Genomic DNA, 24221 nt, shown 5'->3' with positions numbered 1-24221 from the left:
ATTGCGGAGTCGGCCGATGCAGCGGATCGTCACTGGCGGCCGTATCCGCATCGCCGGGCTCCCAGTCGCGGCTACGGCGCGGACGCGGACGTACCCAGCAGTGACTGTGTCGCCGCGTGCTGCGCGGCGGTGAAGACGTCGGTCGTGCGGCCGGACTCCACCACACGGCCCGCCTCCAGGACGACGACGGTGTCCGTGCGGTCGGCGATGAGGTGCAGGTCGTGACTGATGAGGATGAGGGTCGTGCCATGCCGCTCGCGCAACTCGGCAAGGAGGTCCATGATCGCGTGACCCGTGTCGGGGTCCAGCGCGGAGGTGATCTCGTCGCACATCAGCACCTCCGGCTCGGCGGCCAGCGCTCGCGCGATGGCGACGCGCTGGCGCTGTCCGCCGGACAGTTCGTGCGGGTAGCGGGCGGCGAAGGCGGGCGGCAGGCCGACCTGTTCCAGAAGGTCGGCCACTCGTTCACCGACCTCCCTGGATGCGCGGCGGCGGTGCAGCCGCAGTGGGCGGCCCACGGCGGCACCGACGGTGCGGCTCGGGTTCAGCGCGCCGAGGGGGTTCTGCGTGACGAGTTGCAGTCCGCGTCGCTGTTCGCGCGTCCGGCCGCGCAGGCCGGTGCTCAAGAGGGCGCCGGACAGGTGGATCGTGCCGGAGGTGCTGCGCTGGAGTCCTACCGCGGTCCGGACCAGGGTGGTCTTGCCTGAGCCGGAGACGCCCACGATGCCGACCGCGGAGCCGGGGGCGACGGTGAGGTCGACGCCGGTGAGCGCGGGCGTTCCGCGGAACGCCACGTGCAGATTCCGTACTTCGAGGGCCGGTCGGCGCTCCGGGGCCGAAGGGGCGGCGGCAGGTATCGCGGGCGCGGGGTTCGGCGGGGGCGGTCGCGTGCCGAGTTCCACGATGTCGTCCGCGAAGCGCTCGACCACGGCCGGGTCGTGACAGGAGAAGGCGACGGCCAGATGGTGTTCGCGGGCGAGGTGGCGCAGCAACTCGCCGATCTCGTCCCGGAGTTCGGGGTGAAGTCCCGCGGTCGGCTCGTCCAGGAGGAGGACGTCGGGGCGGCGTGCCAGCGCCCGGGCGAGGGCAACGCGGCGCTGCTGTCCTCCGGAGAGGGCGCCGGGGCGGCGGGCAGCCAGGAGGCCGTCGTCCGGGAGGCGGACCTCGGCGAGGAGCGCGGCCACCGTCTCGGGGCTGCGGTCGGCCGCGAGTTCGCGGACCAGGCTGCGGACACGCATCCGGGGGTTGAGGCCGGAGCCGGGGTCCTGCCCGACGTAGGCGAGTCGGATGCCGCGCAGAGTGCGCAGTTCCCGGTCGGTGAGGGCGAAGACGTCGTGGCCGAGGACGTTCACTTGGCCCCCGGTGCGGGTCGTGCCGGGCGGCAGCAGGCCGGTCAGCGCGCGCAGCAGGGTGGTCTTGCCTGCGCCCGAGGGGCCGGTGAGGGCGACGAGCCGGCCGGGGTGGACGGTCAGGGACGCGTCCCCCAGCAGGTGTCGGCCGTCGGGCGTGGCCACCGTGAGGTTCGCGACCCGGATCGCGGGGGTGTCGCTCGGCAGTCCCTCCGGTTTCGCGTACCGGTCGCGGGTGTGGCTCACAGGACGGTCACCGCCTTCCGGCCGGTCTGGGGGGCGAGGGTGGCGGCCGCGAGGTTGACGCTCAGGGCGAGCAGGCCGATGGCGATGCTGGGGGCGACGACGGACCAGGGGTTGAGGAGGAGGCCGGAGGAGTTCTCGCGGATCATCAACGCCCAGTCGGCGGCGGGTGGTTGGGGGCCGACCTGGAGGAAGCCGGCCGTGGCGACGAGGTAGACGGCGGCGACGAACCGCAGCCCGAACAGGGCCAGCAGGGTGGCGCGCAGGTTGGGCAGGATCTCGCGGACGACCAGGTACCAGAGGCGCTCTCCGCCGGCGGCCGCCGCTTCGACGTATCCGGCCTCGGCGATGGGGGTCGCCGCGCTCGCCGCGAGCCGGACGGCGTACGGCACGCCCAGGACGACGGCGGCTGCGATGACGGCGAAGCGGCCGCCGTCGGGCCAGGACAGGGTGACGAGGAGGATGCCGAGCACGGCAGGCAGCAGCATCAGTACGTCGGCTGCGCGTTCCACGAGCCGTCCGACGAGGGGTCGTACGGCGCCGATCGCGCCGAGCACCGCGGCGGTGCCGGTGACCAGGACCGCGACGAGCAGGGACGACAGGACCAGGTCGCGGCCGCCGGCCAGCAGTCGGCTGAGGACGTCACGGCCGAGTTGGTCGCCGCCGAGGACCGCTGCGGAGTCGGGGGTCGCGTAGGGAGCGGTCACCGGTGCGTCCACGGCGTGCGGGGCGATCCAGGGGCCGAGGAGGGCGAGGCCGATGAGGAGCAGGGCCGGGGTGATCCGCAGGGCGGCTTTGACGGTCACCGTCGGACTCCCGTCGCCAGGTCCCGGACCAGGTCGGCCAGGAGCAGCACTGCGGTGATGACGGCGCCGGAGAGCGCCGTGACCCCGGCGATGACCGGGCTGTCGCGGTCGCTGACCGCGGAGGCCAGCACGGAGCCGATGCCCGGGTAGTTGAAGATGGTCTCCACCACGACGGCGCCGCCCAGCAGCATGCCGGTGGAGGTGGCCAGGCCCGCGGCGATGGCGGGCAGGGCACCGGGGAGCACATGGTGGGTGAGGACGCGGCGGGGCGGCAGTCCGTCGAGGACGGCTGTCTCCACGTGCGGGGCACGGGCCTCGTCGGCGAGGGCCGCGCGCACGATCCGGATGTTCCAGCCGGCCTGGGGGATGGTCAGGGCGAGGGCGGGCAGCACGAGCATGTCCCAGGAGGCGGGGGTGCCGTCGGCGCCGGTGAGGGTGACGGCGGGCAGCCAGCCGGTCCACAGGGACAGCACCAGGACCAGGGCTACGGCGACGACGAACTCGGGCAGGGCGAGGACGGCGGTCGCCGTGCCGGAGACGGCCCGGTCGAGACGGCCGCCGGGGCGCAGTGCCGCCCAGCAGCCCAGGGCGAGGGACAGCAGCGTGGTGAGCAGCAGGGCGATGCCGCCGAGGAGCAGGGTGTTGGGGAAGGCGCTGGAGAGCAGGTCGGTGACTTTTTCGCCGCGTGCGGAGGTGCCGAGGTCGCCGGTGGGCAGGCCGGTCATCCAGTCCCGGAACCGTTCGAGCACCGGCCGGTCCAGGCCGAGCAGTTCGCGGCGCGCCGCGAGGTCGGCGGCGCTCTCGCCGCGTTCGGAGGTGGCTGTGGCGGCGTCGCCGGGCAGCAGTTCGACGGTGCCGAAGACGAGGGCGAGGAGCACCGCGAGCAGGACCGCCCGTTTCAGCACCGCCATGCCCACACGGCCCAGGAGCAGGACAGGGGAGCGCGCCGACCGCCTGCCCGGGGTTTCCCGGGAGGCGGCCGGCGCGGTGGTGTCGGGGGTCAACTGGCCAGCCACGCGCCTTCGAGCTGCACCCTTCCGTACCCGGGCAGTGTCGGCAGCCCGCGTACCTTGGCCCCGGCGAGGTCGATGCCGTCGGCCATGCCCCACAGCAGGTAGCCGGAGCTGTCGTACTCGATCTTCTGGAGTTCCTTGAGCAGTCGGGTGCGTTCGCTCGCGTCGGGGGTGCCGATGGCCTTCTCGTACGCCGCGTCGAAGTCGTCGTTCTTCCAGCCGGCCTCGTTCGTGCCGCTGTCGGAGACCATGGTCTTGCTGGCGAAGAAGACGACGGAGTCGTTGGTGCCCCAGTAGGTGGTGTAGAGGTCGCCCTTGAGCCAGGTCTTGTCCCAGAAGGTGGCCGATTCCTGCTTGACGACCTTCACCTTGACACCGGCCTCGCGGACCTGCGTAGCGAAGAGGGTGGCCGACTCGGCGAGGCCGGAGATGTCCTCGGTGGTGTACAGCTCGTAGGTCCTGGAGGTGTCGAACTCGGCCTCCTTCAGCAGTGCCTTGGCCTTGGTGAGGTCGTGGGTGCGCTGCGGAAGGCCCTTGTCGTAGGCGGGGTCGCCCGTGCCGAGGACGTCGTTGGCGACGGTGCCGTAGCCGGAGAGGACCTGCTTGACCATGGCCTCACGGTCGACGGCGAGGCGCAGCGCCTCGCGGACCTTGGGATCGGCGAACGGGCCGTCGGCGGTGCGCATGACGATGGGCATCGCCATGTCGTTGGGGCGGCGGACGGCCTGGATGTCCTTGCGGCTCTCCGCCGTACGGGCTGCGACGGCCCCGACGTTGGAGGCGAGGTCGATCTGGCCGGCGAGCAGGGCGCTCGCCATGGCCTGCGGGCTCTCGAAGATCTTGACCTCGATGGCGTCGAGGTGGACCTCGCCGCCGTACCAGTCGTCGTTGCGGACGAGGCGGGCGTTGCCGCCGCGGAACCAGTCCAGCTTGAAGGGGCCCGTGCCGGGGGCCTTGGCGATGTCCTTGTCGGTGGTGCCCTTGGGGATGACGAAGGTGGTGAGGCGGGCCAACAGGGGCAGTTCGGCGTTGGCGTAGTCGGAGACGATGACGACGGTGTCGGTGCCCTCGGCGGTGATGTTCTTCTCCTGGATGCCGGGCAGGCGGGAGGCTCCCGACGGGGTGGCGCGCAGCCGCTTCAGCGAGAAGACGACGTCCTCGGCGGTGACCGGGGTCCCGTCGTGGAACTTGGCGCCCTTGGCGAGGGTGAACCGCCAGGTCTTCAGGTCCTCGGAGGGCTTCCAGCTCGCAGCGAGACGGGGCTCGGTGTTGGGCTTGGTGCCGGGGACGGTGAGGGTGTCGTAGAGCAGGCTGATGATGAGGTAGTCGCTCTCGTTGGCCTGACTGCCGTGCGGGTCGCGGGTGATGGCGCCGGCCCGGCCGAGGGCGCCGACTCTCAGGGTGCCGCCCTTGCGGGCTGTGGCCGAGTCACCGGTGGCGGACCCGGTGGGCGCCTCGTCGTCGCCACCGCAGGCGGTGAGCATGACGCCCGCGCCGATGGCACCGCCGGCCCAGAGCAGTTGACGTCGCGTCAGGTGCACTTGTCCCTCGTTTTCCCGCAGTTGGCTGAGTTTGCTTAGCCTTACCTACCCTGTGTGACGTCTGCGTGACAAGACCGCGCGGGGTGTGATCTAGATCAACTTAGGTAAGCCTTCCCTGTTTTCTGTGGACTGGCTATGTTTCCGGAGGTCGACCGGAGCCGCACCCGCATCACGTGGCCCACCTCGGGCGGCCCTCTTCGCCATGCCCGCCGACCGTCCACAGCCCCACCCGTAGACCACTGCACCGCGCCCGCACACGCACTCCGCACTGGAACGGACGGATCCCCCATGCCCACGGGAACCACCCCCTTACGCCTGCTCGACCGCGACTCGGCCGCAGAGCTGACCACCGCCGCGCACACCCTCCTCACCTCGTACGACGGCGACCCCACACATCCCGGCCTGCTGGCCGAAGTCCCCACTGTCGCGGCCTCGTTGAGCGACCCGATACGCCACGCCTGCCGCCCCGTCGACACCGCCGACGGACTGTTCGTGCTTCGCGGTCTGCACGTCGACGACGAAGCGGTGGGTCCCACCCCGGGCCACTGGTCGACCGCCGGCAGCGCCGGAGCGGTGTACGACGTGGTCCTGCTCCTGCTGTCGACGGTGATGGGCACACCCATCGCCTGGGAAGGGCAGCAGGAAGGCCGTTTCGTACACAACATCGTGCCGAGCGCAGGCCACGAGGAGGAGCAGACCGGAGCCAGCAGCAGCGTGCTGCTCAGCCCGCACACGGAAGACGCCTTCCATCCGGGCCGCGCCCATCTGCTGATCCTCGGCTGCATGCGCAACCCGGACTCCGTCGCCACCACGGCCGCCGGCATCAGGAACGTCCAACTTTCCGCCGCCGACGTGAAGTTGCTCAGCCGACCGGTTCTGCCGATCCTCCCCGACGACGCCTACGAGGAGGCCCAGGCGTACCAGGGGGACCCACCGGCGGTGCCCACCCTGTGGGAGTCGGAGGAAGGCCTGACCCTGCGCTTCGACCCCGCGTACACGCCGCTGGACCGGGCGCCCGTCGAGCACCGCGCGGCCTACGCCCGCCTGGAGGACGAACTCGCCCGGGTCAGCGTGGCCGTGAGCCTCGAACCCGGTGAGGTCCTGGTCGTGGACAACGACCTGGTCGTCCACGGCCGGGTCCCCTTCAGGGCGCGCTACGACGGCACGGACCGTTGGCTGAAACGTTCCTCCGTGCGAGCGAAGGGCCGCCGGACGCGCCCTCCCGCCGAGGAGTCGGAGCACGGCTACGGCCAGGCCGCCGTGGAGGCCCACGCATGACCGACACCGACAACGCGGGAGGAACCACCATGGCGTCCGACGACACGACCCTGCGCATCCTCAGCACCAGCGACGTGGCCGGAATCGACATCACCCTGTCCGACGTCGTGTCCGTGGTCGAGCAGGCGTACCGCACGCTGGCCGAGGGCAGGTCCGACAACCCGCGCAAGCTCACCGTCAAGCCGGAGGACGGCCACTCGGTGGCGTACGCGATGCTCGGCCGTGACGGGGCGCGCGGGGTCGTCGCGGTGAAGACGTCGTACAAGTACGGCCTGCACGAGGACCGCGACAAGCAGCACTACTACACGACGTTGACGCTGTACGACGACGAGACCGGGCTGCCGGTCGCGATGCTGGACTGCGGCCGGGTGGGCGCACTGCGCACCCCGGCGGTCTCGGCGCTGCTGGCCCGCGAACTGGCCGTGCCCGGCGCCCGCAACGCGCTGGTCATAGGCACCGGTACGCAGGGACGGCTCGCGCTGCCCTTCCTGCTGACCACGCGGCCGGACCTGGAGCGGCTGATGCTCTTCGGCACGCACCCGGACGGCATCCGGGCGGTGCGCGAACAGCTGAACACGTACTTCCCCGACCGTGAGCCGGAGATCGTGACCGATCTGCGGGCGGCGGCCGAGGAGGCGGACATCGTGCTGGCCACGGCCGGGCCCAACACCCCCGCCTCCGTGGACGCCGAGTGGCTCAAGCCCGCCGCGCTGTCCGTCCTCATCGGCTACGGCATCGCACCCTCGACCCTGCACCGCGCCGACCGGGTGATCGCCACCAGCGCCGCGCAGATGCGCGTCACCGGCGTCGACATGGCCGACGAGAACGGCGAACTGCGCGATGTGGACGCCGAGTTCCCTGATGTGCTGGCCGGTCGCGCCGAGGGCCGCACGGATGCCGGGCAGCGCATCTTCGCCTACAACAGCGGGCTCGTCGTCACGGACATCGCCCTCGGACACCGGTTCGCCCAACTGGCCCTGGCCCAGGGGCTGGGCACGGCGGTGCCGCTGTGGAAGTGACGACGGCGCTCGCCTCGCACACCACACCCGAGGTGCGTTCCCTGCTGGGCGACACACTGCTGCACGAGCTGAGCCACGGCCTCCGGGGCCCGTACCACGTGCTCTTCCCGGAGCGCTTCGACGCCAACGCGGCCGCCTTCCGGGAGGCGTTCGCCGAGGCGGGCACGGAAGGCCGGGTGTACTACGCGAAGAAGGCCAACAAGGCTGCCGTCTACGCCCAGCGGGCTGCCGTGGCCGGGCTGGGCGTGGACGTGGCGAGCCAAGGGGAGCTGCGTGAGGCGCTGGCCGCCGGGGTGCGCGGCGAGGACCTGGTGGTGACGGGCCCGGCCAAGGCGGACGACCTGCTGCGCGTCGCCGTGCTCCAGGGGGCGCTGATCGCGGTGGACGCGCTCGACGAACTGGACCGGCTCCTGTCGCTCGCGGACGAACTCGGCCGCACCGCACGGGTGGTGCTGCGCAGGCTGCCCCCGGAGCAGCCGCACAGCCGCTTCGGTCTGGGCGAGGACGAGTTGGAGTCGGCCCTGCGGCGCTGTGTCGCCGGTCCCGTCGACATGGAGGGCTTCAGCTTCCACCTCTCCGGTTACGACCTACGCCAACGCACCGACCTGGCCGCCGAGTTGATCGGCCAGTGCACACGTGCCCGCGCACTCGGGCTGCGCGCCGACCGGATCAGCATCGGCGGCGGCTTCGCAGTGGACTACGTCGGCCCCGACGACTGGCGGCGGTTCGAGGAGAGCCGACGCCCCGAACACTTCCACGCGCGCAAGTCCTTCGGGGGCTTCTACCCGTACCACTCCCCCGTCGCCGGCGCCGACGCCCTGCGTACGATCCTGGCGGCCACCCCGACCGGATCGGGCGAGGGCACCAGCCTCGCCGGGCTGCTGCGCGCGGCCGGTGTCACGCTGCTCGTCGAACCGGGCCGGGCCCTGCTGGATCAGGCCGGGTTCACGGTGTTCCGGATCCAGGGCGTCAAGGAGCGGGACGGATACGCGGTCCTCACCGTCGACGGCAGCAGCCTCAGCCTCTCGGAGCAGTGGTTCGACAGCGAGTTCCTGCCCGACCCGGTGCTCGTGCCGACCGGTACGGGTCCGATGGCCGACGCGGGCCCGTACCCGGCCTGCGTGGGGGCCGCGACCTGCCTGGAGTCGGACATGCTGACCTGGCGCAAGATCCCCTTCCCGGTGCGGCCGGCCGTCGGTGACCTGCTCGTGTACCTCAACACGGCGGGCTACCAGATGGACTCCAACGAGTCACCGTTCCACGACCTTCCGCTGCCCCCGAAGGTCGTCGTCGAGCCTTCGGGATCCCGTTTCCGCTGGCACCTCGACCGCCACCCCCACTGAAAGGCCCAGGAGCCCCCATGGACGACCCCCTGTACCGGCCGCCCATCGTGCGGCAGGTCTCCGAACTCATCGGCGCCACCCCGCTGTTCGAGCTGGCCCGCACGGAGAGCGACGCCAGGCTGCTGCTGAAGCTGGAGCAGTTCAACCCGACCGGCACGGCCAAGATACGGATGGCCCGGCAGATGGTCATCGACGCCGAGGAGCGCGGCATGCTGCGCCCCGGCGGCCGGATCATCGAGTCGACCTCCGGCAACACCGGGCTCGGCCTGGCCGTCGTGGCCGCCGAGCGCGGCTACACCTTCACCGCCGTCGTCGACCACCACGCGGCCGTCGACAAGCTGCGCGCGATGAAAGCCCTCGGTGCGGAGCTGGTGTACGTCGCCGACGGCGGGGACGAGGACCTTGCCACCGCCGCCCGCGAGGAGTTCGCGGAGAAGATGGCCGCCGAGTCCGACAACGCCTACTTCACCGAGCAGCACAACAACATGGCCAACGGAGTCGGCTACCACCCGGTGGCCCGGGAACTCCACGCCGCACTGGACGGCCGTATCGACATCCTCGTCGGTGCGGTGGGCACCGGCGGCGGGCTGTTCGGGACCGGGGGCCCGCTGCGGGAGAGCGTGCCCGGGCTGCGGATCGTCGGCGTGGAGCCGAAGGGATCGATCGCGTTCGGGCCGCCCGCGCACGACTACTACCAGTCGGGCACCGGCACGCCCGAGGGTGCGACGATCGGGGCGATGGTCGACTACTCGCTGCTGGACGAGGGAGTGAAGGTCGGGGACGTCGAGGCGTTCGCCACCGCGCGGGCCGTCGCCCGGCGCGCCGGACTGCTCCTCGGCGGCTCCGCGGGCGGAGTCGTGTACGAGGCACTGACCCGGCTGTCCTCGCTGCCGCCCGGCACCACTATGGTCGCGTTGATCAACGACGGCGGGGAGAAGTACATGGACACCGTCTTCGACGACGACTGGATGGCCGCCCGTGATCTCCTCTCCCCCCAAGTGGAGCGCGAGGTCGACGAGTTGCTGACCAAACTCCGCCGCATCTCAGCACCCGAATCCCCGCAGGAAATCCACTGATGCCACCCTCCCTCACCCGCCTCCTCACCGACAGCCGCGGCCTGGCGACCCTCGCCGTACCGCTCGCACTCACCCAGCTCGCCCAGGTCGCGCTCACCACCACCGACACGATCATGATGGGCCTGATCGGTACCGAGGCCCTGGCCGCCGGCGGCCTCGCCCTGGTGATCTTCAACCAGCTGCGGACCATGGGCGTCGGACTGGTCACCGCCGTGGGCAACCAGGTCGCCGCGGCGGACGCGCGCGCCGAGGCCCAGGGCACGCAGGCGGAGGGTGCCGAGGCAGAGGGCGCCGAGGCGGACGCCGCTCGTGAGGAGGTCCGGGACCTGGTCCGCGCGAGCCTGCTGCTGTCCACGCTCGCGGGTCTCGCGGGAGCGCTGCTGATGGTGGCGATCGGGCACGCCGTGGTGTTCCTCGGTCAGGACCCGGATGTCGTCGACGCGGCGAAGCCGGTGCTGTACGCGATGGCACCCGGACTGCTGCCGTGCCTGTGGTTCCAGGCGATCCGCCAGTTCACGGTGGGCATGCGCCGCCCGCAGGCCCTGCTGCGCATCACGATCGCCTCGATCGCCGTGAACGCGGGCCTCAACTGGGTCTTCATCCACGGCACCTGGGGTCTGCCGAAGCTGGGGCTGCCGGGCATCGGACTGGCCACCACCTCGGTGTACGCGCTGTCGGCCGTGGCGCTGTATCTCTCCGCCCGGCGCGATCCCCGTCTGGCGCCGGTGCTGTCGCTGAGCATCTGGAAGACCCGCCCGGCCACCCTGCGCCGGCTCACCGGTCTGGGCGCGCCGATCGCCGCCACGTACGGCTCCGAGGCGGGCTTCTTCTCCGTCGTCGCCCTGCTGGTGGGCAGCTTCGGCACGGCCGCGCTGGCCGCGCACACCGCCGTCAACCAGCTCGTCTACATCGTGTTCCAGATCGCCGTCGGCCTCTCCCACGCAGCGTCCCTCGGCGTCAGCCGTGAACTGGCCCTCGGCGACACGGCCGCCGCCCGGCGCCTCAAGTCGACGGCCCTCGCCTGCGCCGCCGCGGTCATGGCGGTCGTGGCGATCGTCTACGTCGTACTGCCGGGTGCGGTGCTGGCGCCGTTCTTCGAGGGCGACAGCCGGGCGGCCACCGACCTCGCCACGAACCTCCTCCTGATCGCCGCGGTGATGCAGTTCTTCGACTGCGCGCAGAACATAGGCGTCGGCCTCCTGCGCGGCCTCGACGACACCAAGGGCGGCTTCCGCGTCACCCTGGTCGGCTACTGGCTCGTCGGCCTGCCCGCCGCCGCGCTCCTCGGCTTCGCCACGGGCTGGGACACCATAGGCATCTGGCTCGGCCTGCTCACCGGGCTGGCCACCACCGCCCTGCTCCTGCTGCGCCGGTTCAACCGCGGCATCCGCCTTCACGTGGCGCCCACAGCGGTGGCGGCAACCTGAAAGACGACAACGGGATCTCATCACCATCACCTCGGCCGGCGCGGCGCCTTCACTGAGCGTCAGCGGCAAGCGCAGCCGGACCGCTATCGGCCCTGGCCCAACTCGTCGGCTGCGAGCGACGATCCGGCCAGGACCGCGTCGGGGTGGTCGGCAAGGTAGTCCCGCACCACCGATACGAAGCTCGGGTCGGGAGCCAGCCCGAGCGCGGCGGCGCGCGTGCTGTCGAAGGCGGAGGGCCACGAGCCCACGATGGCCTCGACGGCAGGGTCTGGCCTGACCGTCACCAGGTCGGCGACGGCGTCGCCGGCCACCTGCCGCAGCGTGGCCAGCATCTCGGCGACCGAGACCGTGAGTGCCGGAAGGTTGACCGGCAGTGCGCCGTCGAGCCGGCCTGCGCCCGCCCCGCGCTCCGCTTCCGCGATGCGCAGGATCGCCTCCACGGTGCGTCGTGGCGAGGCCAGGGCCACCCGCAGGTCGGGATGTACGGGGCAAACGGCCGGGAGGCCCGCGAGCGGCTCACGGATGATGCCGGACAGGAAGCCGGAGGCGGCGGCGTTCGGCCTGCCGGGCCGCACCGTCACGGTCACCAGGCGAGCGACGCGTCCGTCGACGAAACCGCGTCGGGTGTAGTCCGCGATCAGTTGCTCGCAGACGAGTTTCTGGATCCCGTAGCTCGATCGTGGCGTGGGCAGGGTCGCCTCGCTGACGACAGACGGCAGTGGGAGCGCCGGGTCGGGACCATAGACCGCCACGCTGCTGGAGAACACCAGGCGCGGCGTCGGCCCGCCGGCGGCCGACTGTGCCCGAGCGGCCTCGAGAAGCGCGCGGGTGGTGTCCAGGTTGGCGCCCATCCCGAGGTCGAAGTCGGCCTCGCACTCGGCCGAGACGGCGGCGGCGAGGTGGATCAGCACGTCCACCGGTTGTGCGAACACTTCACCGAGATGGTCCATCAGGTCGCCCCGCACGATCTCCACGAGCGGGTCGAACGCCGACGGCGGCTCGGACGGCACGACCCGGTCGACGAGCACCAGGCGATCGATCGGTACCCCCAAAAACGTCCGCGCCTTGAGCAGCGTGCCGGTGACCTGTCGTCCCAGAAAGCCGAAGCCACCCGTGATGACGACCCTCATGCGGTGCCTCCCTGTAGTCGGATCCGCGAGTGCAGCATGCCCACGGACCCCTCCGGGAACTCGGCGGACCCGCTCTCGATCGCCGAGCGCGACGGCCTGACCGACAAAACAGGCCGTGTCCGTCGGGAGGGTTCACGGAAGGCGACTCCGGCAAGGCCGCAGCCGTCGTCCACGGGGAGATGACCAGCAGTAGGTGAAACGGCGCGGGCGGTCCACTCCGCGGACGCGCCCATCGCCCGGTCCAGCAGCACGGCCGGCAATGTTTCGTGCCCTCGCAGGCCACCCAGCCCGTGGCGGCCACGTCCAGACAGGCGAGCGCGGCAACGACCAGCGCGCTCGGCCTGGTGTCCTCGGGCCGGTCGGGCTTGGCCCCGGCCGCCGGCTGATCTCCGGCACCAGCACTTCTGCCGACTCAACTGCTTCTCGTGGTGCACGGCGCGCAGCGAGGGGGTCTCCTGAAGCATGCGCACTGGCCATGGTGTCTCGCTGACTCTGCGGCCACGACGCCGTGGCCGCGCTCGTCCGCTCCGGCGTCTCCCGGCCGCGGCGCGCCCCTACCCGCCCCGCGCCGGTCCGATCCCTGGAGCGCTGATCCCCCCATGACCACCACCCCGACCGGCCCCTCGTCCCGCGACCGCGCCGGAAGAACGTCCAGCGGTCCCGACAACGGCCCCGCCGTGACGCGTGCGGAGTTCGACGCGCTCTTCGACCGGCTGCGCACCTGGGGCCGCTGGACCCCGGCCGACCGCGGCGCCGTCAACCGGATCACCCCGGACCACGTGCGACAGGCGTCCGCCCTGGTGCGATCCGGTACCGTCGTCCCGATGGCCCTGCCGTGGAACACGGTGCCCGGTCCCGACAACGCCAAGCCCGCTCTGCACCACATGACGGAGCTGGGCGACGTCGAGCCCCCGGAACCCACCTGCCACAAGGACTTCATCGCCGCGGACTACCACGGCAAGGGCGTCAGCCACCTGGACGCCCTGTCGCACATCGCCTACCGCGGGCAGTTGTACGACGGGCAGGACGCACGCGGGTCCGTCGATGCCAAGGGGGCCCGGTTCGGCGCGGTCGCCGCCCTGGGCCCCCTGGTGACCCGGGGTGTCCTGATCGACATGCCCGTCGCGCTCGGCCGCGACTGGCTGGAGCCCGGCACGGCCGTGCACGCCGATGACATCCTGGCGGCCGAGAAGGCCCTGGGCGTGACCGTCGGCGAGGGCGATGCCGTCCTGTTGCGGTCCGGCCACTTTCGCCGCCGTCGGGAGCTGGGGCCCTGGAACCCCGACAACGCCAGCGCCGGTTTTCATGTGGATGCCATGCCGTTGCTCGCCGAGCGCGGCATCGCGCTGCTGGGCGGCGACGGCGACAGCGACGTCCGGCCCTCGCCCGTGGAGGGCGTGTCCTCCCCCGTGCATGCCCTCGCCATCACCGCCATGGGCGTGCCGCTGCTGGACAACCTCGACCTGGAGTCGCTCTCCGCCGCCTGCGCCGAAGTCGGCCGCTACGCCTTCATGACCGTCGTGGCGCCCCTGAACGTGCCGGGCGGCACCGGCTCGCCGGTCAACCCGGTGGCGGTGCTGTGACCGGCCGCGGCGCTCCTGGTCGGCGTCGACAGCACGTCCGCCGTCGACTTCCTCCCGCACAGCGGCGGAAGCGCTGCGCCTCGATCGGGCTCGCGAATCCCTCGACCGTCGCGGATGCCCGCGAGATCGCCCACGGGCCGCAGGTCGGCCCCTCCTGCCCGGCGTCGCGCAGCGCACCCACGGTGCGTCCCACGGATGCCGGATGCCAGGGCCTCGGTGGCGGCCCGTTCGATACCGGCCAGGACCGGGTCGAGGTCGTCGGCCCCGAGGCGGCCATCGTGCGTCGTGCCATGTGCGTCTGCGTCTGCGTCTGCACGAGAATCCCAGTGACGTGATGGGCGACGAAGACGCGCGGGTCGGCGGCGATGGTCACACGTTCGGACCAGCGGGTCTCGCAGCAGGATCGCGTTCTCCCCGGGGCCGAAAAGACGGCCGTGGCCGGTCGAGGCGACTCCGACCGTGAGAGCCAGGGACACGACTGCGGGCACCGCGGTACGGACCCGCAGGATGAGCCACACCGGCCGTCGACCGGCCGGCCTCAGGAGGGGCGGTGAGGCCGACGGCGAGAACTGCCGGGGACGGCACGATGCCGTGCGTCACGTCAGCGTGCGAGTCGAGTCGAGCGGCCGGAGGGCCGGGATGCGGATCGGGGTGATGAACGCGCCGCGTTCGGGTCCTGAACCGACGACGGAGAAACAGACACGGTCGCCGTAGGAGAGATCGCCGTTCTCCTGGTCGGCGTGCAGCAGCGCCAGCGTGGACGGTGAGACGGTGTTGCCCAGTTGTCGTACGTTGCTGGGCGCCTGATCGGCCGTGAGGCCGGTGTGCTGGATGAATTCCTCGACCAGGCGCGGGTTGGCCTGGTGGGTGTAGACCCGGTGGACATGGTCGAGGTATCCGGGGCGCGCGGCTTCCAGCGCCTGGTGGTTGAGCGTCATGCCACCGCTGTAGTAGCGGCCGATCTCGGGCGCGTTCATGCCGAAGCACGACAGTTCCGCCGAGCCTGGTGCGCCGCCGGGGTGCTCGGTGCCGCCACCCAGAAAGTGGATCAGGGGGTCGTCGAGCCCGGACTCGTTGCCGAAGGACTGACTGTCTCGGGAATACAGCACCAGGCCGTCGATGTCCTCGTCGCGCTCCAGAACCATGGCTGCCGCGGCGTCGGAGAACAGCGCCGGAGTCGCCCACAGGTTCTTCCCGTAGGGGTGGACGGCGTTCTCCCGGTAGGCGGGGAGCATGACGCCGTCCTCGTCGAAGGTGATCCGGCTGGGGACGCTGTAGGCGATGACCAGGGCCCGTTCGGTGGCCAGCTGGGCCACGAGGGCGGCGGCCCGCGCCAGGCCCGCACAGCCCGCGCCGAGTTGCAGGGGTGGTACGTGGTCCCTGATGCCCAGCATGCGCATGACGGTGAAGGCATCCTGGTCGAGGAGGGTCTGGTACGGATTGCAGGTGACCACGATGACGGCGGTGATGTCGCGGGCATCGAGGCGGGCACAGGCAAGGGCCGCTCGGGCGGTTTCGGCGACCGTCTCCAGTGTGGCGAACTGGTCCGGTCCCCAGCTCTTGCCCTCGATGCCGAGGAGGCGGGTGATGAAGGAGCCGTCGAGGACGCTGCCGGGCTCACGGCGGTCGGGGACCTGCGCGAGCTTGGCCCATGCGTCCATGGTGATCACCGGTCCCAGTGTGGTGTGGGCACCGGTGACGGCGTAGGGGAACGGACTGGGTGCTGTGAGCATCGGGGCGGTGCTTTCGGTTGGCGGCAGGCTGTTGCCGGCGGGAGCGATGGTGCACGGCGGTGGGGGTGCTTCTCGGCGCTTCTCGGCGCTTCTCGGCCAGTCAGGAAGGAACCGGCGCGGAAGCCCTCTGGAAGCTCTGGAAGTGACGGGTTCGTTCGCCGGCGGCGAGGAGGGGGGCGAAGAGGTCGTGTTCGAAGTCGAGGCCCTGGGCGAGTGAGGTCTCGACGGACGCGTCGATCGCCTGTTTCGCCGCCGCCACGGCCGCGGCGGGGTGGGCGGTGTAGCGCGCCAACCACCGCATGACCGCGGTGTGGAGCTCGGCGGTGGGCACCACCTGGTCGACCAGTCCGATCCGGGTGGCCTCCTCGGCATCGACCTGTCGTCCCGAGAAGACGATGTCCTTGGCGCGCGAGCCCCCGATCAGGTGCGGCAGCCGCTGTGTGCCTCCCGCACCGGGGATCAGCCCGAGCGGGGTTTCGGGCAGTCCGAACCGGGCGGTCGGTGTGCAGATCCGGAAATCGGCGGCCAGGGCCAACTCACACCCGCCTCCCAACGCGTATCCCTGCACCGCCGCGACCACCGGCATCGCGATGGCCGCGACCTCCCGGGTGAGACGGCTGATGCGGGCCGCGTACTCGGCCGCCCCTTCGTCCGTCAACGTGGCCATCTCCCTGACGTCCCCGCCTGCGGAGAAGTGCCCGTGCGAACCGGTGAACACCACGGCGCGGATACCGGAGCGAGCGCCCACCTCGTGGAGCGCCCGCTCGACGGCGAGTTGAAGGCCGGTGTCGAAGAGGTTGAGCGGCGGCCGGTCCAGGTGGAGCCACGCCACGTTCTGGTCGATCTCCAGCCGCACCGTCACAGCAGTCCCCCGTTGACCTCGAACACATGGCCGTTGACATAGGAGGCGGCCGGACTGACCAGGAACACGGCCGCGTCGACCGCCTCCAGGGGGGTGCCCGCGCGCCCGGCGAGCATCCGGGGCCAGTACAACTGGCGCAGTCGCTCGTCCGATCCGACGACTTCACCCATGCCCACACTCAGGATGCCGGGCGAAAGGCAGTTGACCCGGATCCGGCGGGCAGCGAACTCGACCGCGCAGCAGCGGGTGAACGCCTCGATCGCGGCCTTGGACGTGGCATAAGCACTCGCCCCGGGCACCGCCCGGGAGGCCATTGCCGAGGAGACCGTCAGGATGCTGCCACCGGCCTCCAGGTGCGGCAGCGCCGCCTGCACCGTGTGGAAGACACCGTCCACGTTGGTGTTCATCACCGCACGCCAGTCAGCGGCAGCGAGCCTGGCGACACCGCCGTTGCGGGTGATTCCGGCGTTGGCCACCACGATGTCGATACGCCCGAACCGTTCGGTGGTTTCGGCCATCAGCCGTCGCAGTGAGTCGGGGTCGCGCACATCCGTGGGGACATACGCGGCCCGGTCCGCATGGTCGGCCACCAGATCCGCGACGTCGCGTGCGCCTCGCGCACCGCACATGACCCGTGCCCCGGCCGCGAGGAAGCCTTCCGCCAGGTGGCGCCCCAGCCCCGTGGTGCCACCGGTGACGACGGCGGTCATACCCCGTAGGACCTGCGGCCGGTCGACGGTCGGCTCCTTCGGCAGGTCCGGCCCTACGACCTGCCGATCACTCACTGTCACCACACGAGCTCCTGTTCGCGAATGCCGGCACGTTTCCCGGCCTCCGGAACATAGCCCGCCCAAGATCCGTTTCATGAAGCCGGAATCCGCGTATCACCCATGATCAGAGACCTGTCCCAAGATCGCCGTCACCCGTCCGAGCGACTCATTCCGCCACGCCGGATTGACGTCCTGCGTCTCTGCGCCGATGCACCTGCGGCAGCCTCGACTCCGCCGACTCCGCCGACTCCACCCGCTTCTCCCCGGTGACGCTCTCCACCAGCTCCCTCGGGGAGAGGCCCGACAGAGAACTGATCCGGCGGTGTCCGCGAGCGCCCGCGCCCGCTCCTCCGGCAAGCCGCGGGGAGAGGCTGGTGCTGGGTAATGTGACTGCCTGACAGCCACACCCTCCTCCGGAATGAAGTTCAGGATGCACATCCTGGAAGACCCGTCCGAACTCTCGGCGCGCGCACAGGATTTCCTGCGCCGGACAGGCAGGCGTGAGCGCCCCTCCCGGTTCGGGCTGCCGATAGAGCTTTGGCAAGTGCACGACCACGCGGGGAAACTCGTCCCCGCCCCCATGGACCTCATCATCCGATGCGAGGGATTCGAGCAGAGATTCGGAGGCCTGCGCTACGAGGTGCGACAGAGCCGGGTCGTGGACGGGAACCGGTACGAGACCGCCCGCGGGTGGGAGTACGACCACCTCGGCGTGAAGACGCGTGCATGGCAGGACCACGGGACAGGCGGCTGGTACTTCGAATGGACCGGTGAGCGGGTGTCGAAGCCCTGCCGGCACTTGCTCCATACCGACGGCAGTGTGGGCACCGACGTCGATGGCGGCAGTCCCTACCTCCTCATCGCACCGTCCATCCCGCACCTGATCGAATCGCATGCCCTCACCGACACCGTGGCGACGTGGAGGCCATGGCACCTGGGCAGTCTCACGGCCTCGGCCGTCACACTCCTCGACGGCCTCGTGGAAGTACCCGAAGCTTCATGGAGTTCCTCGCGGTGGCGGCTGTCGGACACCGTTGCCGTCATGGAGTGCGACACCTGGGATCAGAGGAATTCGCACCGCTCGACGCTCGTCTGGTCCCGCGAGGAAGTCGGTCACCGCCAGGTGCAGGCGGTCCTGGACGGACTGCGGCACGGGACGACGACCAGAGCGACACCGTGACCGGCGGTGGCACGTCGTCGCGGAGGCGTCGGCTCTGGGATCAGAGGACCCACGTGACGTCGCCTAGGCGGCGGGCGAGGGCGAGGACAGCTTGGGCATGTCGTCCCTCACTCCGGCTCACGGCTGCCGCAGCGCCTTGTCAAGCCAAGGCCAAGGCCAAGGCCAAAAGGTGGTCAACCCCCTGACGAGTTCACCGAATTCGAAACGCAGCCGGGAGGCCCCGGTGGCGTAGAGCGGTGCCTGCAGCTCGATGGTGAGCCTCTCGGCACACTGCCATCACCACCTGCCCGACACCATGCCTCGGGTCGTCGACGCCTACCGACTGCTCGCTGATCCGCTACTGGTCGTCATCGCGGCGGACCGAGCCGACGAACGGCCATCACCCTTCGGGAACTGGCCACCCACAGCCTCTCCGTGCCGCCGCCGACGACGGACTGCGGGCGGGCCGCCCTGTCCTGCAGGCCTGCCACGAGGCCGGATTCACCCCCTTCAACGCCGTACGTCACCACCGACATCGCGCCCCAACTCCACCTCGTCCGGGCCGGCCCCGCCACTGCGCCCATCCCCCGGACGGCCATCGCCCGGCCACACCCGGTATCCGCACGGCGCTCAGCGAGGACCACCCGATCACCGCCTGCCGTTCGCGGCGACGCGTCACGCCGACACTGCGAACCCCACGGCCACCGCCGTCATCGCCGCGCTGCGCACAGCTGCTCGTCACGGTCACAGCACACACCTCACGTAGGCCTAGGAGACCCCGTCGAGCGGCCGGAGGAAGCGGCGTTCGTACCGCTTGATGCAGCGTGTTCGGCGAGCCAGTTCGAACGCGTCCTGGCAGTCCGGGTCGGACTTGCTGTCCGTGCGGTACTGCTCGTACGCAGCGAGACTGGGAAAGGAAAAGAGAGCGTAGGCGATGTCGCTGTCACCCTCGCTCGGCAGGAAGTAGCCGTGGTGCGTCCCGCCGAAACGGTTGACGAGCCCAACCCAGCGGCGGCCGTACTCCTCGAAGTCCTCCAGCTTGTCGGCGTCGATCTCGTACGTCAGATGAACGGTGATCATGCGCCCATGATGCAGCGGGGCGACGCAGGATCGAAGGCGACCGCCCCGCCCACGCCCACCCCCCGGCCCGGTGCACCGGTGACGGATCGTTCCGCCGACGCCGACACCGACATCCTGGTCCGGCCGAGCGAGGCTCTCGCCCCCAGCCGGCGCCACTCGATGCCCGGCGCCACAGCCAGAAGCGTCGTCCTCTCAGCCGAATCGCAGGACGCGTGGGGCGAAGGTGCCCTCGGGTCCGTCGGCACGGCCGACGGACCACACCGCCGTCGTGCCTGGCACGGGCGCCAGCCGCAGCATCGAGGAGTCGCCCTCCCCGGCCACCGCCGGTTCGCTGTACTCGGTGAACGACTGTCCGTTCCAGGCAAGGAAATCCGGCCCGGGGACGAACGGCGGACTGCTGCCCGGCGGGCCCCATTTCTGAGAGCGGGCCACCGAGACCCAGGCCAACGCGCCGGACGTGTCGGGCACCAGTGAGGTGATCGAGCCGAAGTCGGTGGGCATGGTCACCCGGCTCCACGCCTGCCCGTCGAAGCGGACCAGCAGCGGCGGAATCGGCCGGCCCACCGGGCCGCCGACGAACCCGGCCGTGCCACCCGCCCACACCTCCGTCGGCGAGACCGCCAGCACGCTGCCCACGGCGGACCGCGGGAACCCGTCCACGATCGTCTGCTGCCACTCCTGCCCGTTCCAGTGCGACACGGCCGCACCCGTGGCGGCGGCGCCCGCGGCCCAGACGTCGTCGGCCGCCAGGATGTGCAGGCCGTACACGGCTCCCGGCGGGACCGGCATGTCCCGCCAGCCGGACCCGTCCCGGCGCAGCAGGACCTGTGCTCCGTCCCGCGAACCGATCAGCCAGGTCTCACCGCCGCCGGTGACGACCTTGGTCAGCAGAACGCCGCGCGGCACCCTGCCCTCCTGCCAGGCGCTGCCGTCGAAGCGGAGCAGGTGGGCGCCGCCCGCGGAGTCGCGGCCGACCGCCCAGACCACGGTCGGTGAGGTCGCGGCGACCGACAGCAGCTCTCCCTGCCAGCCGATCCCGGGCAGCGGCTGGCGCTGCCACGCGGTTCCGTCCCAGCGCAGGACCAGCGGGAAGCCCGGCGCCTCGCGACCGACGGCGTCGGCACCCACCGCCCATGCCCGGTCGGGCCCGAACGCCACGGCATCCTGCAGACCTGCCTGTGGGCGTACCTGGGCCGGGACCGGAACGTGTTGCCAGGACAGGATTTCCGCCGCCGCCGAGGTCATGACGGTGAGGATGGTCATGGCGGCGGCGAGGGCCGCGACAAGAAGTCGGCGTGCCATGGGTCAGCCTCCCAGCCTCTCGCTCATCAGGTTCGGTTTCGAGCCGTAGATCTCGACGGTCCCGAAGGACATCAGTGCTGACCCGGCCTTCACCAGTGCACGCGGTTTGACGTCGATCGCGTTCGTGCGCTCCGGGCCGTAGGAGAATGTGGTGCGCAAGCCGTCCACCCGTGCGTACTTCGACTGGAACGCGCGGTCGCTGCGCACGGGCAGCCACAGTGCGCCGTCCGGGCCGCGCACCATGGCCTCGGTGGAGGTGTCGCCCAGCGGTGGGTAGGCGGTGCGCCAGGCCTGCCCGTTCCGGGTCATCAGGTAGGTGCGGGCCACACCGTCGGTGTACTGGCTGCCGCCGATGGTGACCCGGCCGGACGGATCGAGCATGATCGTGTGCACGTTGCTGTTCGGGGGCAGCGGTACCTTCGCGTCCCGCCACGCCGTGCCGTCCCAGCGCAGGACGGTGGTCCCGGTGTTGGTGTCCGCCCAGGCCCAGGCGTCGGTGGCGGTACGCGCGGTGATTCCCATCAGGTACCGCACGCCGTCCGGGGTGGGCTGTGTGGTCCAGCCGGAACCGTCGTAGTGCAACACCTTCGTCCCGCTGTCGTCCTCCCCGACGACCCACGCTCCACCGGGTACGGCGGTGAAGTCCTGGTAGGTCCACAGGGTCGGCAGCGGGACGGCACTCCACCCACCCGCCGACCGGCGCAGAATCTGCCCCCCTCCCTCGCGGTCGTGGAAGATCCACACCTCCTTGCCGACGAACTGTGCCTTGCCGAGCCCGCCCGGCTCACCGGCGCCGGGGAAGGTCGTGTCCCGGCTCCATGCCGTGCCGTTCCACCGGTACAGCATCGGCCGCATTCCATCGGTGGCTTGCTCGTACCCGGTCGCCCACGCCTCGCCCGGTCCGCGGGCGGCGAGATCGGACACGGTCACGGGCGGTGCGGCCGCCGGCACCGGCAGCGCCGACCAGCCCGGCGTCACAGCCGCAGCCGGTGACACCACCGCCGCACAAGCGATCACGAGGCAGACGACGACCGCACGGAGACCGTTCACGAGACCCCCCAGAACGCGAAGGTCGCACACGCTAGGGGCGTTCACCCACCTGTGAACAGACGGCATCCGGCCGATCACGATTGCCTCCGGAGGCCACCGCGCCGCAGGACTCCTGGAACCCCGTGAGGCAGTTCGTCCCCGGGGCTGGGTGGCTGGATGCCACGCGTAGACCCCTTTCGGACCTCCGGCGGCATACTGTCTGATATGTGAGTGAAAGCGGTTATGTGATACCCGTCGGCGAGGCGTCCTTGGACCAGGTGCTCAGCGGCACGGTGCTACGGACGGGCGCTCTGGCTGCGGGCGTGTACCTGCTGCCCGCGGCTGAGCCGGTGTTGTGCCTGGCCGCGGTGTGCGGGGTGCCGGTGATGGCGGTGGCACCGTGGCGACGGGTGGCGGTATCGGCCGCTGGCCCGCTGTCGGAGGCGGTACGGGAGGACCGTCTCGTGTGGGTGGGTCGTCAGGAGGACATGGCCCGCCTGTACCCGAACGCCTCGGCGGGGCTGCCCTACCAGTTCGCGCTGGCCTTCGCTCCCCTGCACGGTGTCCGCCGGTGGGGGGCACTGGTTCTGGTGTGGCCCAAAAGCCACCCACCCGCACTGACCCGGCGTGAACGCGGGCACATCCTGTCCAGCGCGAGCCGCATCACCCAGGTGCTGGATCATGCACGCGCTCCTTGGAGCATTCCTGATCAGCCCCGCGCCGTGCCGCTGCGCCGACCCGGCCCGGACCCGGCGCAGAGCGGGCTCGCCGCCGTCGACCTGCTGCAGCGGATGCCCGTCGGCGCCCTCGGCTTCGACCTGCAGGGCCGCATCACCTACCTCAACGACGCCGCCGCCCGGCTGCTCGGCCGCAGGGCCGACCGCCTCCTGGGCACCCTGCCGTGGCAGTCCGTGCCCTGGCTCGACGACCCGGTCCACGAGGACCACTACCGCACCGCCGTCTTCACCCGCGAGCCCGTCGCCTACACCGCGCTGCGCCCACCCGACCACTGGCTCGACATCCGGCTCTACCCCGACGACAGCGGCATCAGCGCCCTCGTCTCACCCAGCCGCCACCGGCAGTCGGCCGACGCGTCGCCACCCCGCATCACCCCGGACCTGGGCACCTCACCGACAAAGGCCGGCACAGGGCGGATCCATCAGCTGATCCACCTGGCGGCGGCCTTGAGCCAGACCGTCACCGTGGCCGACGTCATCAACGTGGTGGCCGACCAGATCCTGCCCGCGTTCGGCGCCCAGGGCATGGTCCTCTCCGCCGCCGACGCAGGACGCCTGAGGATCGCAGGGCACCAGGGCTACGACCCGCGCAGCGTCGCCCGCCTGGACGGCCTGCCCCTGGACACCGACCTCACCCCCGCCGGCCATGTCCTGCACAGCGGCATCCCGGCCTTCTTCGCAGACCGCGCCGACATGGCCCGCGCCTACCCCAGGGCATCGGGACTCAGCGACAAACAGGCCTGGGCGTTCCTGCCCCTGCTGGTCTCCGACCGCCGCGTCGGCTGCTGCGTCCTGTCCTACGACCAGCCGCACCGCTTCAGCTCGGGCGACCGCGCCGTCCTCGTGTCACTGGGCGGGCTCATCGCCCAGGCCATGGACCGCGCGCTTCTCTACGACGCCAAACACGACCTCGCCCACGGTCTGCAGCAGGCCCTCCTACCGGTGGCTCTGCCCCACTTCCCCGACCTCGCCGTCGCCGCCCGCTATCTGCCGGCCACCCACGGCATGGACATCGGCGGTGACTTCTACGACCTGATCCGCCTCAGCGACACCACCGCTGCCGCCGTCATCGGGGACGTGCAGGGTCACAACATGCACGCCGCGGCCCTCATGGGACAGGTCCGCACCGCTGTCCACGCCACCGCCGGCGCGCTGCCCGGCGAAGTTCTGGCCCGCACCAACCGCGTCCTGACGGATCTCGAAACCGACCTGTTCGTCTCCTGCCTCTACATCCACATCGACCTCGCCGGACGACGCCTCCACCTGGCCAGCGCCGGACATCCGCCCCCGCTCCTGCGCAGCCCAGCGCCCACACCGCGAACCGTGGCGCTCACGGTGGAGCCGGGCCCGCTGCTCGGCATCGGCATGGGCATGGGCATGGGCATGGGCATGGGCATGGGCATGGGCATCGAGGACGACTACCCGGTCACCACCACGCCCTTTCCCGCGGGATCACTTCTCGCCCTCTACACCGACGGCCTCGTGGAAACCCCCGACACCGACATCACCGACTCCATCACAGCCCTCGCCCACCACCTCACCGACAATGGGGACCAGCCCCTCGACGACCTCGCCGACAGCCTCCTCCACCACGCCGGCCCCCACCAGATCCGCACCGACGACATCGCCCTGCTCCTCCTGCGCAGCCGGTAGGCGACGGTCCTCCCTTGCGAACCGGGTTCTGGCTCACGGCACGCGAGCGGATGGCGGGACGGTACGGCGGAGTCCGGTGTTCCCGGGT

Annotated in this window: 19 protein-coding genes; 8 read left to right on the top strand and 11 right to left on the bottom strand. The window is 71.2% G+C overall.

The window, feature by feature from the left end; genetic code table 11:
* Positions 1 to 71: 71 nt before the first annotated feature.
* Genes OG858_RS44480 through OG858_RS44465 form a run of 4 tightly spaced genes read right to left on the bottom strand, consistent with a single transcriptional unit; the run spans position 72 to position 4952 of the window.
* Positions 72 to 1595, bottom strand: a complete 1524-nt coding sequence (locus OG858_RS44480; RefSeq protein WP_328543814.1) for an ABC transporter ATP-binding protein — start codon at positions 1593 to 1595, stop codon at positions 72 to 74.
* Complete coding sequence (locus tag OG858_RS44475; RefSeq protein WP_086746469.1) at positions 1592 to 2398, bottom strand: ABC transporter permease; 807 nt, start codon at positions 2396 to 2398, stop codon at positions 1592 to 1594. Before OG858_RS44475 ends, OG858_RS44480 begins: the two co-directional genes overlap by 4 nt.
* Positions 2395 to 3414 carry an ABC transporter permease gene (locus OG858_RS44470; protein ID WP_408059461.1) on the bottom strand — a complete coding sequence of 340 codons (1020 nt, stop codon included), beginning with the start codon at positions 3412 to 3414 and terminating at the stop codon, positions 2395 to 2397. The genes OG858_RS44475 and OG858_RS44470 overlap by 4 nt, the downstream gene beginning before the upstream one ends.
* Positions 3399 to 4952, bottom strand: coding sequence for an ABC transporter substrate-binding protein (locus OG858_RS44465; protein WP_319065865.1), 1554 nt, complete (start codon positions 4950 to 4952; stop codon positions 3399 to 3401). Before OG858_RS44465 ends, OG858_RS44470 begins: the two co-directional genes overlap by 16 nt.
* 288 nt (positions 4953 to 5240) lie before the next feature.
* On the opposite strand from OG858_RS44465, the gene OG858_RS44460 reads away from it, so the two are divergent.
* From OG858_RS44460 to OG858_RS44440, 5 genes are read left to right on the top strand one after another with little or no spacing between them, the layout of a single operon-like run.
* Positions 5241 to 6230, top strand: coding sequence for a TauD/TfdA family dioxygenase (locus OG858_RS44460; RefSeq protein ID WP_328543815.1), 990 nt, complete (start codon positions 5241 to 5243; stop codon positions 6228 to 6230).
* Entirely contained in the window at positions 6227 to 7249 is a 1023-nt protein-coding gene (locus OG858_RS44455; RefSeq protein WP_328543816.1) for an ornithine cyclodeaminase family protein, read from the top strand. The genes OG858_RS44460 and OG858_RS44455 overlap by 4 nt, the downstream gene beginning before the upstream one ends.
* Entirely contained in the window at positions 7246 to 8592 is a 1347-nt protein-coding gene (locus OG858_RS44450) for an alanine racemase (protein WP_319264688.1), read from the top strand. Before OG858_RS44455 ends, OG858_RS44450 begins: the two co-directional genes overlap by 4 nt.
* 17 nt (positions 8593 to 8609) lie before the next feature.
* Positions 8610 to 9668: a cysteine synthase family protein gene (locus OG858_RS44445; protein WP_086746464.1), complete on the top strand. Its 1059-nt coding sequence runs from the start codon at positions 8610 to 8612 to the stop codon at positions 9666 to 9668.
* Complete coding sequence (locus tag OG858_RS44440) at positions 9668 to 11095, top strand: MATE family efflux transporter (protein ID WP_086746463.1); 1428 nt, start codon at positions 9668 to 9670, stop codon at positions 11093 to 11095. The genes OG858_RS44445 and OG858_RS44440 overlap by 1 nt, the downstream gene beginning before the upstream one ends.
* A gap of 83 nt (positions 11096 to 11178) precedes the next feature.
* Here OG858_RS44440 and denD read toward each other — a convergent pair whose 3' ends face one another.
* Positions 11179 to 12225 (bottom strand): D-erythronate dehydrogenase, encoded by a 1047-nt coding sequence (gene denD, locus OG858_RS44435; RefSeq protein WP_086746462.1) that lies wholly within the window; start codon positions 12223 to 12225, stop codon positions 11179 to 11181.
* A gap of 599 nt (positions 12226 to 12824) precedes the next feature.
* On the opposite strand from denD, the gene OG858_RS44430 reads away from it, so the two are divergent.
* On the top strand, positions 12825 to 13808 hold the full coding sequence (locus tag OG858_RS44430) for a cyclase family protein (protein WP_319065861.1): 984 nt from the start codon (positions 12825 to 12827) through the stop codon (positions 13806 to 13808).
* Between the two features lie 596 nt (positions 13809 to 14404).
* Here OG858_RS44430 and OG858_RS44425 read toward each other — a convergent pair.
* From OG858_RS44425 to OG858_RS44415, 3 genes are all read right to left on the bottom strand, one after another.
* Positions 14405 to 15541: a 3-oxoacyl-[acyl-carrier-protein] synthase III C-terminal domain-containing protein gene (locus OG858_RS44425; RefSeq protein WP_086748853.1), complete on the bottom strand. Its 1137-nt coding sequence runs from the start codon at positions 15539 to 15541 to the stop codon at positions 14405 to 14407.
* 100 nt (positions 15542 to 15641) lie between these two features.
* Positions 15642 to 16403 carry an enoyl-CoA hydratase/isomerase family protein gene (locus OG858_RS44420; RefSeq protein ID WP_086748852.1) on the bottom strand — a complete coding sequence of 254 codons (762 nt, stop codon included), beginning with the start codon at positions 16401 to 16403 and terminating at the stop codon, positions 15642 to 15644.
* Positions 16400 to 17194 (bottom strand): SDR family NAD(P)-dependent oxidoreductase, encoded by a 795-nt coding sequence (locus OG858_RS44415; protein ID WP_256960480.1) that lies wholly within the window; start codon positions 17192 to 17194, stop codon positions 16400 to 16402. Before OG858_RS44415 ends, OG858_RS44420 begins: the two co-directional genes overlap by 4 nt.
* Positions 17195 to 17591: 397 nt before the next feature.
* On the opposite strand from OG858_RS44415, the gene OG858_RS44410 reads away from it, so the two are divergent.
* On the top strand, positions 17592 to 18353 hold the full coding sequence (locus OG858_RS44410) for a hypothetical protein (RefSeq protein WP_328543817.1): 762 nt from the start codon (positions 17592 to 17594) through the stop codon (positions 18351 to 18353).
* 747 nt (positions 18354 to 19100) lie between these two features.
* Here OG858_RS44410 and OG858_RS44405 read toward each other — a convergent pair.
* From OG858_RS44405 to OG858_RS44395, 3 genes are all read right to left on the bottom strand, one after another.
* The gene (locus tag OG858_RS44405) at positions 19101 to 19412 is read right to left on the bottom strand and encodes an NIPSNAP family protein (RefSeq protein ID WP_319321199.1); all 312 of its coding nucleotides are present in this window, start codon (positions 19410 to 19412) and stop codon (positions 19101 to 19103) included.
* A 192-nt stretch (positions 19413 to 19604) separates the two neighbouring features.
* Positions 19605 to 20714 carry a hypothetical protein gene (locus OG858_RS44400; protein ID WP_328543818.1) on the bottom strand — a complete coding sequence of 370 codons (1110 nt, stop codon included), beginning with the start codon at positions 20712 to 20714 and terminating at the stop codon, positions 19605 to 19607.
* A 3-nt stretch (positions 20715 to 20717) separates the two neighbouring features.
* Entirely contained in the window at positions 20718 to 21764 is a 1047-nt protein-coding gene (locus OG858_RS44395) for a hypothetical protein (RefSeq protein WP_328543819.1), read from the bottom strand.
* Between the two features lie 206 nt (positions 21765 to 21970).
* Here OG858_RS44395 and OG858_RS44390 point away from each other — a divergent pair, with 206 nt between their 5' ends.
* On the top strand, positions 21971 to 24133 hold the full coding sequence (locus OG858_RS44390; RefSeq protein WP_328543820.1) for a SpoIIE family protein phosphatase: 2163 nt from the start codon (positions 21971 to 21973) through the stop codon (positions 24131 to 24133).
* The last annotated feature ends 88 nt before the right edge of the window (positions 24134 to 24221 follow it).

Source organism: Streptomyces europaeiscabiei (assembly GCF_036346855.1).
GTDB classification, from domain to species: Bacteria; Actinomycetota; Actinomycetes; order Streptomycetales; family Streptomycetaceae; genus Streptomyces; species Streptomyces europaeiscabiei.
The sequence above is the reverse complement of the archived record's forward strand: the minus strand, read 5'-3'. Positions and strand labels throughout refer to the sequence as shown.

Excerpts from the sequence above, each read along its gene's own strand:
- OG858_RS44460 (WP_328543815.1), top strand. The coding sequence starts at position 5,241 with ATGCCCACGGGAACCACCCCCTTACGCCTGCTCGACCGCGACTCGGCC.
- OG858_RS44455 (WP_328543816.1), top strand. The coding sequence starts at position 6,227 with ATGACCGACACCGACAACGCGGGAGGAACCACCATGGCGTCCGACGAC.
- OG858_RS44445 (WP_086746464.1), top strand. The coding sequence starts at position 8,610 with ATGGACGACCCCCTGTACCGGCCGCCCATCGTGCGGCAGGTCTCCGAA.
- OG858_RS44440 (WP_086746463.1), top strand. The coding sequence starts at position 9,668 with ATGCCACCCTCCCTCACCCGCCTCCTCACCGACAGCCGCGGCCTGGCG.
- denD (WP_086746462.1), bottom strand. The coding sequence starts at position 12,225 with ATGAGGGTCGTCATCACGGGTGGCTTCGGCTTTCTGGGACGACAGGTC.
- OG858_RS44430 (WP_319065861.1), top strand. The coding sequence starts at position 12,825 with ATGACCACCACCCCGACCGGCCCCTCGTCCCGCGACCGCGCCGGAAGA.
- OG858_RS44425 (WP_086748853.1), bottom strand. The coding sequence starts at position 15,541 with ATGCTCACAGCACCCAGTCCGTTCCCCTACGCCGTCACCGGTGCCCAC.
- OG858_RS44410 (WP_328543817.1), top strand. The coding sequence starts at position 17,592 with ATGAAGTTCAGGATGCACATCCTGGAAGACCCGTCCGAACTCTCGGCG.
- OG858_RS44405 (WP_319321199.1), bottom strand. The coding sequence starts at position 19,412 with ATGATCACCGTTCATCTGACGTACGAGATCGACGCCGACAAGCTGGAG.
- OG858_RS44400 (WP_328543818.1), bottom strand. The coding sequence starts at position 20,714 with ATGGCACGCCGACTTCTTGTCGCGGCCCTCGCCGCCGCCATGACCATC.